Origin of the sequence: Cerasicoccus sp. TK19100 (assembly GCF_027257155.1) — a bacterium.
GTDB lineage: Bacteria > Verrucomicrobiota > Verrucomicrobiia > Opitutales > Cerasicoccaceae > Cerasicoccus > Cerasicoccus fimbriatus.
Genome location: NZ_JAPWDU010000011.1, coordinates 69,843 through 81,854, shown reverse-complemented (window position 1 = coordinate 81,854; position 12,012 = coordinate 69,843). Strand labels below are relative to the sequence as shown.

General features: G+C 53.1%; 10 protein-coding genes. 4 read left to right on the top strand and 6 right to left on the bottom strand.

Features of this window, described 5'->3' with window-relative positions:
* Positions 1-877: 877 nt before the first annotated feature.
* Together O3S85_RS20960 and O3S85_RS20955 are read left to right on the top strand one after the other, a co-directional pair.
* On the top strand, positions 878-1,891 hold the full coding sequence (locus tag O3S85_RS20960) for a hypothetical protein (protein ID WP_269543169.1): 1,014 nt from the start codon (positions 878-880) through the stop codon (positions 1,889-1,891).
* A gap of 493 nt (positions 1,892-2,384) precedes the next feature.
* Positions 2,385-2,693 (top strand): hypothetical protein, encoded by a 309-nt coding sequence (locus O3S85_RS20955; protein WP_269543166.1) that lies wholly within the window; start codon positions 2,385-2,387, stop codon positions 2,691-2,693.
* A 1,026-nt stretch (positions 2,694-3,719) separates the two neighbouring features.
* On the opposite strand, the gene O3S85_RS20950 is transcribed toward O3S85_RS20955, so the two are convergent.
* From O3S85_RS20950 to O3S85_RS20940, 3 genes are all read right to left on the bottom strand, one after another.
* Positions 3,720-4,526, bottom strand: a complete 807-nt coding sequence (locus O3S85_RS20950) for a hypothetical protein (RefSeq protein ID WP_269543165.1) — start codon at positions 4,524-4,526, stop codon at positions 3,720-3,722.
* 22 nt (positions 4,527-4,548) lie between these two features.
* Complete coding sequence (locus O3S85_RS20945) at positions 4,549-5,238, bottom strand: FkbM family methyltransferase (RefSeq protein WP_269543164.1); 690 nt, start codon at positions 5,236-5,238, stop codon at positions 4,549-4,551.
* 796 nt (positions 5,239-6,034) lie between these two features.
* Positions 6,035-6,364 carry a hypothetical protein gene (locus tag O3S85_RS20940; protein ID WP_269543163.1) on the bottom strand — a complete coding sequence of 110 codons (330 nt, stop codon included), beginning with the start codon at positions 6,362-6,364 and terminating at the stop codon, positions 6,035-6,037.
* A 303-nt stretch (positions 6,365-6,667) separates the two neighbouring features.
* Here O3S85_RS20940 and ppnP point away from each other — a divergent pair, with 303 nt between their 5' ends.
* Both ppnP and O3S85_RS20930 read left to right on the top strand, forming a co-directional pair.
* Positions 6,668-6,988 (top strand): pyrimidine/purine nucleoside phosphorylase, encoded by a 321-nt coding sequence (gene ppnP, locus O3S85_RS20935; RefSeq protein WP_269543162.1) that lies wholly within the window; start codon positions 6,668-6,670, stop codon positions 6,986-6,988.
* A gap of 51 nt (positions 6,989-7,039) precedes the next feature.
* Positions 7,040-7,744, top strand: coding sequence for a glycine-rich domain-containing protein (locus O3S85_RS20930; RefSeq protein WP_269543161.1), 705 nt, complete (start codon positions 7,040-7,042; stop codon positions 7,742-7,744).
* On the opposite strand, the gene O3S85_RS20925 is transcribed toward O3S85_RS20930, so the two are convergent.
* From O3S85_RS20925 to O3S85_RS20915, 3 genes are all read right to left on the bottom strand, one after another.
* Positions 7,741-9,915 (bottom strand): hypothetical protein, encoded by a 2,175-nt coding sequence (locus tag O3S85_RS20925; protein WP_269543159.1) that lies wholly within the window; start codon positions 9,913-9,915, stop codon positions 7,741-7,743. The genes O3S85_RS20930 and O3S85_RS20925 overlap by 4 nt on opposite strands.
* A gap of 115 nt (positions 9,916-10,030) precedes the next feature.
* Positions 10,031-10,591 (bottom strand): transglycosylase SLT domain-containing protein, encoded by a 561-nt coding sequence (locus tag O3S85_RS20920; RefSeq protein WP_269543158.1) that lies wholly within the window; start codon positions 10,589-10,591, stop codon positions 10,031-10,033.
* A 360-nt stretch (positions 10,592-10,951) separates the two neighbouring features.
* Positions 10,952-12,001 (bottom strand): hypothetical protein, encoded by a 1,050-nt coding sequence (locus tag O3S85_RS20915; RefSeq protein WP_269543157.1) that lies wholly within the window; start codon positions 11,999-12,001, stop codon positions 10,952-10,954.
* Between the last annotated feature and the right edge of the window lie 11 nt (positions 12,002-12,012).

Genomic DNA, 12,012 nt, shown 5'->3' with positions numbered 1-12,012 from the left:
AACGACGCAAACTACTTGGCCTTCATCTACCTCGCATGCTCTATCCTGTGGTTAAGCTGAATGTCCGTTGGCCCTAGGATTCGTATCGAGTGGGGGATCGGCTTTTTCTTCGTTTCTGTAATTTTAAGTGTTGTTGCAGCGATTAGGCTAAAGGCATTGGTGCCGCATGTTATGAATCGCTAGAATACGCTTATAGACCTTTTTGCATCTTACTGATTACCAATGCCTCATTGCAGCCCCTGGATGACTTCTATTTGGGCGAGGGCTCAACGTCTTCTGTTGCGGTCGATACATCGAGGACAATCGAACTCTGGAAGCATGAAATCAACAGGGCAATAATCGCCTGAGGCATGAGTATCCTTGGGCGGGTTGATGAACTGAATGTAGCACAGGCAAGCTGGGAGGCATTTTACGTCACCCAATTAAAAGCAATGAGGGTAGTGAACGACAAGGAGGGGAGTATTTACAGCCTGGCATACGCTGAAGAACACCTGAAGCTGGTGAGTGACTACGCGAAGGGACTGGTTAGGAGGGGGCGGTATTGATTCTGTGGGTGAAGGTGTCTCCACTGGGGACATTTTATGTGATGGGTAGTTGGTTGGCTTTGTGAGTTGTTGATTGCGGACTCCCAATCGCTACGCTTTGATTCACTTCCCACTTCTTTTTCATCTCCAGAAAAGTGAATAAACTTTGAGGGCTTTTTAGTCGGTATTTGTTGCGTAAGTGGCTGAAGAGTAGTTATATGTATAATTTTGTTTAAATTAGCAAAGTGTAAATTGTGTGGATATCGCTACTGTTTCTGTTAGTTTTGGGCCTAAATACACCCTTTAATTTACACTTTGCCACTGCCTGTCAGGGCAGTTTTTAGCCCTAGCCTATGCCCGCATCCGGAACCTCAAAACGCTTAGCCAAGCTTCCAGCTCTTTCTGTTCGTTACAGAGGGAAGCTAGGCTGGGCGGTTGCCGATGGAGATCGTGATCGCTTGTTGGAGCTCTGCAAATTGTTGCCGGGGCGAAGCAGTTCGCTCATTTCTGTCCTCTGGCCTTTATATGTGCTTGGACGTGAGAAGAATCGGGAGTTGCGTGGTTCCCATGATGAACTGCAGGCCAAGTTGGGCTCTAAGCTGAGCCGCAAGACATTTATTACCACCCTTGCGACGCTCAAGGAGCACGGGTTGATTCACGTCGATGTCCAGTGTGAGAAAGGGCAGCCTAAAAAGTTCACTCGCATTGGTGTGCGTGAGTCGCTATATATTATGATGTTCAACACTAGGACGCATGCTAAGTATTTATTTAAGTATCCAATCGAGGATTTGTATGCTGCTGTGCGGGTTGTAAATGCGGGTGAGGAAGAGTTGTCCCTTGGATCGTTGGGGCGACATACGGACGCGCAGCATCGTGCGATTCGAGAAATCCTAGAACTGGTCAGTAAGCATGGGCTGAGCTATGGACACTTCGCTGTCCTACGCATCATGTGTGAGAAGTTTCTTGAGTTGCGGGAGGCGACGGGTTGGAACCCCAAGTTTCCCTTTTATCATGCCTTGGTGGAGGGGGAGAGGCGGTATTGGCCGAATGTTTTAAAGGTGTTTAAGGATCATGGCGGCGTTCAATTTTTAACGACTTGGGCCTATTGCGCTTATGTTGGGCAGGCCGAATTGTTCGGAAACAGCTATAATGTGAATATCAATGATCCGGATGGCTGGTCAACTATTACAGGCTTTGTTGAAGTGGAGTGTGGCCACAAAAGAGGTGATGTGCTGCTTGACCTAAGTGAGATTGGCACTGGAAACGGCGGCAGGGGTGCGTTGCGCGATTTGTTCCTGACTGGCTACGATGCGGTTCAGTCTCGTGGTGACTTTAAAAAGTATTTGCACGATTTATTCAGTTGGTAGGGGCTCTGCTGCAACTATCTGCAGGTGTGGTTGCTGCAGCTTGAGTGCGGAGGGCTGTTTAGGTGCAGTCTGTACTTTAACTTTTTCGTTTACTTGGCATTGTAAGAACAGGTGGTGCACCTGTGCCTTTTGGGGTAGCGTTCTTTGACAGTTGATTGCGGTATTTGTAAGCATTGAAGCAGTAACAGGTTGGTGTTAAAGCAGAGGACACCATATTCGGGCTGACTGTAGAGATGAAAAAGGCTTAGGCCAATGACTCTGTTAAGTTCTAAAAGAAAGAACACACCGTGCTAAAAACACAAAATAACGCAGAAGTGCGGGGTACAAATACTCAAAAGCTGATTGATTCAGCTATTAACGAAATGAACCGTCTCAAAGGATTGGGGTTCGAAGACTGTGACGGACGTCATGTGAATCTAAACTCCGACGGAAGTCTCTTCGACTTCTATCTTACTGATGGCGATTATACAAAATTGGTGGCACTTCGTGAGAAATGGCTACCAACAACCAATACCGATACACTAAAAAACTCTTGCTGGCTTTATTATCCAAAGAGTTCGCCTGTCTCACACCTGATAACAAGCAGTTCAAGCTATCAGTTGCTGTGCAGGATGGTGTAGATGATGAAGCCTGTTTTGAGCTATCGCTGTGCTATAAAAGTCCCTTGCAGGGCTGGACAGATGATCAACTAAGGGGGCTGAGTGAAAGGGAAGGAGGAATGTTATTTCTAGATAGGATGGCAGACGGTGCTTTAACGCGGATGCTAGTCGACTTGAATGTAGCGGGAATCCTTCTCTGCTAAAGGCACTTCAAAAATCATAAAGGAAGAAAACTAAATCTTACTTCGTAATCAACTGATGAGTATCGCAGCAGGTGCAACGCCCCATTTCTCTGAGCCCACGGCGTCACCATGCGCCGTTGGCTTTTTAATTTCCCCGCGCCCATCAGATATTGTGTTCACCGCTCTCCAATAATTCCAGCGTAGCTAGATTGGCCAGCACGCCCAACATCCAGCATTGCCATTCTGATGATTCGTCAAAGTGCTTGGTGTAGGCGAGTCAATGCACTCGGTGATTGTGGTTTTGTGCCTTATGCATTCCATGAAAGCGCACGGCCACAGTCTTGGCCGTGGAGCCAGTGTATTAGCTGGAATCGCTCAGATTTTCTAGTAACATTCTAGTAGCATGGGCTCCGAATCCTTATGAATAAAAGAGTGAGATGAGCTTCCCAAGCTTGAGATGAGGGTTCGATTCCCTCCGCCCGCACCATGTGTAATTGTTCATTGTGGAGACCGGCGCATCAAGTTCCGTGGAAAGGTCGCCAAGAGGAAGTTTGATGGCGAGTCCCTTGTCCATTGCTAGAATGTCTGCCTGATACGCTTTCAAACCTTGAAGAATATATGGGTAATACGTCGCCGGTCTTCTTCTTCTTTTCCCATCTGCCGCCTTATCATCCCCAACTATAATTAGACTCTCATTGAAAGTCCCAATCCTTTTTAGGAATGGGATAAGACTAGAACTGCGTCAAGAACACGTCATAGGTACTTGGTGTGACACTTGCGGTGCTCCAGTCCCTGCTGAAAAAGTTGCGGTTCTTCATTAACCCGCTTTTTGGGCTTCATCGTTTGACCATGTTATTGGGATTTGCAGTTCTTTACTGCTCGATGGCGTGGCCGACCTTGAAGAGCATGTCACTGATAAGCAAACCGATGAGGTGTTTTTCAGGGGCGACTAATAGCTTGGTATTCATTAACCTCGCTTGCTCTATTGCGCGGCTAAGTGACTGTCCGTTGGCCCTAGTGATAGTGGCTAAAATAGCTCTCTAAATGTCAGCAAGCATCTGGCTTTGGTTGGCCCAAAAAAAACTTCTTGGTGGATCGGTGCAACTTGCCTACATAATGGCGAAGAATCGGAATATATTTATATGTCAGTAAAAACAACAGATAACGATCATAGTGATACATCTGCTTTTTGTTTTCCATAAAATGCAATATGCTATGCCTGTATTGCGGTACTGCGGCGGCGACTCCACCCAACCGCTTGGTAATAAAACTGGACACGCCAACATCTTCCCCGATGCAGCCCTCTTGACGAGAGAGTCCACGGTCCCTCAGGCAGGCATTTATTGTATTCAGCAAGTCGTCGCAATAAGAGTCGTCAATTTCAGCTAATTGCCGCGCAAAACTGGCTGTTATGAAGTATGCCCCGCCCTGCATGAACTCAAAGGGTAAAAACTGTGTAACGGGTTCGCCGTATATCGCTGCTTCGTGGTCCTGAATGAAGTTTATAAACTTATTGGAAATGAAAATAACGTCAGAATCCACTTTGGCGACAATGTCTTCATCCGCGCACTCTCCGGCAACCTCATGTAGGCAGCGGATTTCAGAATTGATTGTTTGTTTTCCGTAGCCGGATGTGTGGTATGGAGCCACCCGCATTTCTATGCCCAGGTAGTTGCTGACTAAATAGTCTTTTTGAGCTTTCTTAAGCACATTATCAGGATCCTGATATATATAAACCCGACCAGACGCAATAGCGCGCGTTCGACTTAGGCTGATCAGTGAACGTTTGAGAATTTCGAAATGTGGCTCGCAGGTAAAATATACAAATGAAATCGATTTACGTTTAGATGGCATGTCCGAACCTTTGACTTTACTGCTAGCTCTTGGATGACTTGAGGATTGCTATTTTCTTTTCGCCCGAATGAAGGATGTTGTAAGTCGATTCTGAAAATAGCGAATCGAAGGCCTCCGTGGCGGACCCGAGCTCGGTGTCGTCATGCAGTTCAACGGATACGCAACGCACGCGAGATATCCAAGGCGTTGCGTTTTGAAAGACGCTTACTTCGGCCCCCTCGATATCGAGTTTGAGGATGTCAATGGCGTCTGCGTCTGTCTCTTTGAGTAAACTTTCCAGGGTGATGCATTGGATCGAACCTTCTGCTGAATCGCTGGCGACGGCTCGCTTGGCCCACATGTCGCCCCCTCTGTAATTGCTCTGGGTAAATTTCATCCGGCTCGGCTCGCCCCAAACGCCAGCCTGTATTGCGCGCACTCGATCCCCGTAAGGCTCAGTGTTTTTTTTCAAGATGGCGAAATTACCGGGGTCCGGCTCCACTGCGATAATAGCGGCGTTCGGAAACATGTGGCAGAAGAGTATCGCAGTATAGCCAACGTTGGCACCAACGTCCACGATTAGCTTGACGTCCTGCATCTGACGCAGTGGATGGAATTCGCGCGAGAGAAAAACCGTTTGGAACACGCGAAAGTCTGATGTGCCATATCGCGCATAAACTGGAGTCTTGATGTCCTGGCCTGGATAAACGCGGAAGGTTTTCCCTTCCGCCATGGGCTTCAATCGAAGCAGTGATCGGACATAATTCATCAACGCAAAGCTAATGCCGAACACCCTTCTCTCAGCCCTAAGCGTATGCAGCGACCCGTAATCTCCGGCTGGAACCCCTTCGCTACCCCTATTCATTGCATGTAATACATTTTGTGTGAATCTTCCGTAGATGCGGATTTTCCTTTGATGACGCCCGTAGCATGCAGCATTGGCTGGAGATGTAAACGTCAAAGGTCGGGCACATTCTTTCACGTGGAGGCTAACGCGATTCCGAACTGATGCGCCGCTTAGCGTCCCAACAAAAACAACAGGCCCGGGACTATTTCAGTGGACATTCGAAGAGATGACCGCTGTTGATCGCTTGCCGGGTAAGTCACTGATCGGGCTGGCCGTTGTACTCATGTCACGACCCTTTTCGCGTGGAGGCTATTTCAATGATTAAGCATACCATCATCAACGGCAATTTCACGTTTACGCCCCCCCCCCGAAAAAGTCACCGGAGAGAGGTTGGAAATTGCCTATGCCGATCAGGGCTATTGTGCGAAGGCGGCGCTGGCCGCTCAACGACAGGGTATCGAACTCATCGTGGTCAAATATGCCTAGGCAAAACAAGGCTTTGTGTAGTTGCCTAGAAAATGGGTAGGGGAGCGTTCCTTGGTTTAGGCTAGTCCTTTCCGTCGGCTCGGTAGGGATTGTGAGCGCTTAGCGTTTATACCCCCAAGCTGGCACGCATGCAAATGGTTGACTTGTATGATTGTTACATAGACCGAAAACCAAGAATAACGAAAAGAAGAATGATCTAGTTAGAATACGAAATCATTGGTATATCGCCCTGTGGAGAGATAAGTAGTGCTCCATTGGTAATTTTTATATCACCGTCCACATGTAAGGTCGCTTCAGGAGAATCTGTGCCAAGCCCAACGTTTCCGGAGTCGTAATAAACATTGGCACCGGATTGAGAAAAATAACCGTCACCGGATGCCCCCTTCAAATTGCCCTCAGACTGCCATGATCCGCTTACCTTTGTGAAGAAATCTCCATCGGATGAGTCGAGGTAGAAATCACCGTCGTTGCCAAGACCGCCTGTAGGATCGCCAGAGGCAGTATGCCCAACATCCAGTATTGCCATTCTGATGATTCGTCAAAGTGCTTTGTGTAGGTTAGTCGATACGTTCGGTGATTGTGGTTTTGTGCCTTATACATTTCATGAAAGTGCACAGCCACAGTCTTGGTGGTTGAGCCAGTGTATCAGGCTGGAATCGCTCAGATTTTCTAGTAACATTCTAGTAGTATGGGCCCGGAAGCCTTATAAATAAAAGGGAGAGATGAGCTTCCCAAGCTTGAGATGAGGGTTCGATTCCTTCCGCCCGCACCAGATTTATGGCTGAAAATTGGCATTGCCAACCGCGTCGGGTTCGTCGAATTTGCGGGCATGTTTGAAACTTTCGACAATGTCCAGATCGTCAAAAAAGCCAATGTTTACTTCGATGGTAAGGTCACCAGCCGCACCGTCGTGTTTGCCGATGGCACGAAGAAGACGCTCGGCTTTATGCAGGCCGGTGACTACGAGTTTGGCACCGAGGCACCCGAGCTGATGGAAGTGCTTGGCGGCGAAATGGAAGTCAAGCTGGCTGGCTCCGACGAGTGGAAGACCTACGCCGCAGGTGAGTCCTACGAAGTGCCGGGTAATTCCAAGTTTGCGCTCAAGATCAAGGACGGCGGCGCGGACTACTGCTGCTCTTACCTCAGCTAGTCGCCCGAATAGGATCGCCAGGCCGCATGTTTGGATTTAGCAAACACCGGCATGGATCCGCTTTGGGAGCAGCTGCAGAAATTCAGGGTCTCCGCACCCAGTGACGAGCTGGGTTTCGTTGACCGGTTGGCGCAGGATAATGCCTGGCGTTCACGCTATGCACGGCGAGTGTATGGCGAGTATTTGAAATTCGTCTATCTCATGGCCACTAGTGAGGCTTCGCTGACGCCGTCGGATGCGATTGATCAGGCGTGGCATTTGCACCTTTGCTACTCGGAGTCTTATTGGAACGATCTCTGTGGCGGCCTGATCAAGCAAGCGTTGCATCATGGGCCGACGAAAGGTGGCAGCGCGGAGGCGACTCGCTACAGCGAGCAGTATCAAGCGACCTTGGATGCGTATCGGCAGAGATTTGGGGAGCCGCCGGAAGATATCTGGCCGCCAGTCGAAGAGCGTTTTAATTTAAATAACCAGTTTCGCCGTATCAACCTGCGCGGCAAGGTGGTGATCCGGATGTGGCAGTTGGTGATAGTTTTCTGCCTGACTATCGGTGTGGTGGCGATGGACTTCGCCGCGTTTATTGACGGGCTGTTCGACCAGTCGGCGGCCCATTTTTTTGTGGTCGTTTTTCTGTTGATGCTCTTCTTGGCGATCCTGCTCCTGACGGACCGCCATCCGAGTGGGCGCAGTTGTTCCGGTGACGGTGGCTGTGGGACGGATGGCGGCTGCGGGGGCTGTGGTGGCTGTGGCGATTAATGCTTTGTAATGCAAAGTTCGGCTTGTCCCGGGGTGAGCAAAACTTCTTTGGCGACGCCGAACGTGTGTAGCTTAATGGTCGCCGGCTCATCTCCAAAGTTTGCGGCAAAGACATAACGTTTCCCATCTTGGCCCACGATTGCGACGGCGCGTATGTCGGCCAGGTCGGTGTCGATTGTGGTCGCGGTGACGGCTTGTGTTGTCCGGGTATCAACGGATGACAACACGGCCCAACCGGCGTCGAGTATCATCTCGCCGGCCTCGAATTTTTGCGGGCCGATGATGAGCGGCCAGCAAAGTTGCTCGACGTGCAATGACTGCAAGGGACCTGCGCGGCGCTCGGAGGAGCGATGGACTTGTAGGCTATCAGCACCGTAGATGCCGACCACGCCAACGCGGTTTTCGATGTTTGCCCAGCGGCTTTGCAGGTCGAGTGTCGTGTCGCCGGCCGGAGGTGCGGACAGGGTGTGCTCGCCATTGGTGCAGTTTACTTTGCGTTGCAAAGTATTGTAGAGATCGTTGGGCAGATTGAGGTGCAGGCCTTTGATGCTGGCCACGTATCCCCGCCGCGGGCCCATGCGACAGTGGTGCAGGCCAACCATGGTGTGGCCGTCGGGCAGCGCGGCGTAGGCACCCTGGTGGATGGCGGAGTCGGTGGCGTGGAAGCTCTCGGCCATCGTGATGTCCACGCCTTCCATGACGGCACCCGTGGTGACAAAGCCGCCCTCAATTTTCTGGACTGAATGCCGGAGGATGCGGCGGTGCATTTTTGTTTTCTCCGCGCCGCCGGGCTTGGGGTGGTGGCAGAACTCGACACGCCCGCCGAGGTTAAACTCCCACTCGGCAAGGTGGCCGTCGCCGGGTGGTTGGCACAGGCCTTGAGCCAGGTGAAATGCGCGCCAGGAAAACGACGCAAGCCGCTTCGGGCTGCGGTGAAAAACGGCCCCGTATTCGGGCTCGATCCAGCCACCGGCTACGGACTCTTCAAAGCTTTGCTCTGGCGCGGTTGGCTGGCTGATCGCTTCGCGATAGGTAATTAGCTGGGCGATAGCGCAGGCGCGGTCGGACTCCAGGCGCGTGTAGTAGAGTGGGCTTTCGTGGCGCAAGCTCGTGAGGCGCTTGCTGTAGAAGGAGCCGTCGGCGTTGTGGCTGGCCTCGGTTTGGATGAGCTCCAGCTGTCGCTCAATCAGGTCCTCGGCGTGGGCGTCATTTAAATAATCCGCGGCAAAGGCGAGGGCGGGCAGGAGGTATTCCTGGCAGTAGGCGTAGCGCACGCGGGTGTCGCCGCCGATGCGCGCCAACCGTCCATCGGCGAAAATAAAACGGCGCAGCACGCGCCAAAGGTCGTGAATATGCAGGTCGAGACTTTCGGGGCGCGGGAGGCCGCTTTGCTTTAAGTCGAAGTGGAGCATCGCGACATTGCTCACGCAGATGACCATGTAGCCGACGTTGAAATAGCCATGGTGGTCGAGTGAGTAGTTTGGGAAAAAACTGGGGCCAATGTGGCGCTCGCTCAGTGGTTTGCCCGCGATGATGGTGTCGTCATTGGCGTCGGTTTCGATGCTGACGCCGTTGAGCAAAAAGCAGTGCGCGCGTTCGCGCCAGTCGTCGGCATGGGGGTGGTCGGGATACATCTCTGCCGTGCGCCAGAGCAGGGCACCATTCCAGATGTTGGACTCCGGGTCGTTGCCGCCTTCGTGGTTCCACTTGGTCGCGCTGATGCCGCGGTGCAGGCCGCGTTGGTAATCCGTTAGCAGCCAGTCGGCCTCGCTGGTGAGCACGCGTCCCAGGGCAGCGTGGTCGGCATCGGTGAAGTGGGGCGACAGCAGGCGCATGGCGAACATCATGCGCTCAATGCCGAGCGCGCTAATCCACGTATGGCCCCAAGGCGCGCCACAGAGGCAGACGGTATCGCCGGAAATATGGCTCGCCAAATTGAAGCGAAGCGCCGACAACGCGCGGGCCAGTGCCCACTCGCGGTCAAGGCCGGGTAGGACAGCTTGGGTCGTCGCCAGCACGGCGAGCGCGGCGAGGTATTTCTGCTGGGTTTGCACGCCCCAGCCGTTGTAGCCCGTGCCGTATACGCCGTAGTTGGGGTGGTTTGGAATCGTGGACCAGTCGGCCTCGGCGGCCTTGGCCCAGTGGTGGAGGAGTGTTAACGCGTCTGCCATTGCTCAAGTAAACGGCAATCATCCGCCGCCCGATGCATTGCGTAAATGGCGAAGATGCATGACTAGTAATGTAGGCCGCAATTTCCCCTTTCCAACCTGAGGGGAAGGCGGCGGATTAGCCTTCGCTCGTGGGCTCTGGCGGCGGTGTTACGGGGGACTCGTTGCCGGCAAAAAGCTGCTGGTAAATTTTATTATGCGGCTTCTGCATGCGGCTGACGCGGAAGTCTTTTCCCTTTAAGGCATACGGTCCGTAGCGGTAGCTGGCCGCGAGCTTTGGGTAGCTGAAGCTGTCGTTTTGCTCCAGGAATTCCTTGAGGTGGTTCAGGTAAGCGACGCCGACTTCGACGTTGACCTTCGGGTTGTAGGCCTGCGAGTAGGGGCGGTCGCTGACCTCTTTCCATGCGACCTGACTGAGCTGCATTACCCCCTTCGCATAGCCGCTGTCGGCGCGTGGGTTGAGCGTGCTTTCGGCGACGCAGATCGCGTAAACAAACTCCGGTTTGAGTCCGCCTTCGTTGGCCGCCTGCTCGATATCAAGCCAGAGTTGGTATTTGCCCTCGGGCCCGAGGATTTGCTGATGGTTCGTCCGCGCGAGCCAGAAGAACACAGCAAAAGTGACGATGGCAAAAATCGACAGGACAAGCTCGGAGCGCTGGAGGTCGCGGATATTGGGCATGGTGGCAGGCTAGCTTGCTATTTGCATGTGAACGAGCAAAAAGCAATTTAGCGGTCAGTTTAACCGCAGAGAACGCCGAGGTCGCGGAGAACGCCGAGGTCGCGGAGCTTCATTGAGCTGCGAGCGGTTTTTATCAGATCTAGTAAGGCGTTGGATGAGTTTGGAGTGCGGCAGCCCTCTGCCGCTTTAGGATGTAACTATGCGCGCAATCATTGAAGCTGAGCGCAGGTGATGTTGCGGATCGTTTGGCCTATCGTGATCGCAAAATGCTAAAGCGCCAGAGGGCTGGCGCACTCCAAACTTCGGACTCAGATACCGACTCCATATGCGTTTACTCCGATGCTGACTCCGAAGGATTTTTTACCCAGCGTGCTCGTCGTATTTGCGGCGGAGCTGCCAGATCTTGGCGGCGTCTTCGAAGAGGATTTTGCAGACGTCGGGTGTGATGGACTGCTTGGGGTCGTCGCCGATGCCGTGGCTTGGATCAATGTGCGCTTCGACGACGACGCCGTCCGCGCCGTATGCCATCGCGGCGAGTGCGGCACCGGGCACGTAGCGGGCGCGGCCCACGGAGTGCGACGGGTCCACGACGACCGCTGCCCACGTCTTCTCCTTGAGCAACTGTGTGATGGATTCGTCCGGGTGGTTGCGGTAGCCGTTCATGGAGGGCAGCGTGCCGCGCGGGCAAAGGAGGATGTTGGGGTTGCCAGCGGCGGCGATGTATTCCGCGGCGGCGAGAAACTCGTCCACCGGTGCCATGGGGCGGCCGCGCTTAAGCAGCACGGCTGTCCTCGTACCGGCAGTGGCAGCGCCGATCTTGCGCAGCAGCGGGTAGTTGAGCGCGTTGCGCGCACCGATCTGAATCATGTCCACCTGGGCTTCGACAACCAACTGTAGCTGGTCGTTGTCCATGACCTCGGTGTTGACGGGCAGGCCGGTGCGGGCGCGTGCTTCGAGCAAAATCTCCAGTGCCTTCTGGTCGCCCTGGTAGGAGTAGGGCATGGTGCGGGGCTTCCACACGCCGCCACGCAGCATGTGGGCACCGGCTTCTTTAAGGGCGGCGGCGGTTTCGTAAAAGAGGTTGGGCTGCTTGGGGTCGATCGTGCAGTGGCCGGCTATGAAGAGCGGTTGGCGGCCGACGCTGACACCGTTGATGAGCAACTCGCCATGGGCCAGCTCGGAGTGGATGTCCATCAGGCGGTAAGGTGAGTCGATCATGTCGACGCGGTCGACGTAATCCAGGCCGAGGAGGCGGTTGATCATCGTCTCGTGCCGCTCGTCGCCCAGGATGGCGTAGATGCTTCTCTCTGCGCCGACGATGGGCTGGATCGTGCAGCCGAACTCAGTGACAATGGACGTTACCTCGGCCAGTTGAGCCGCGGTCAGCTTCGGTTCGTTGGGGATGATCATGGTGGGAAATG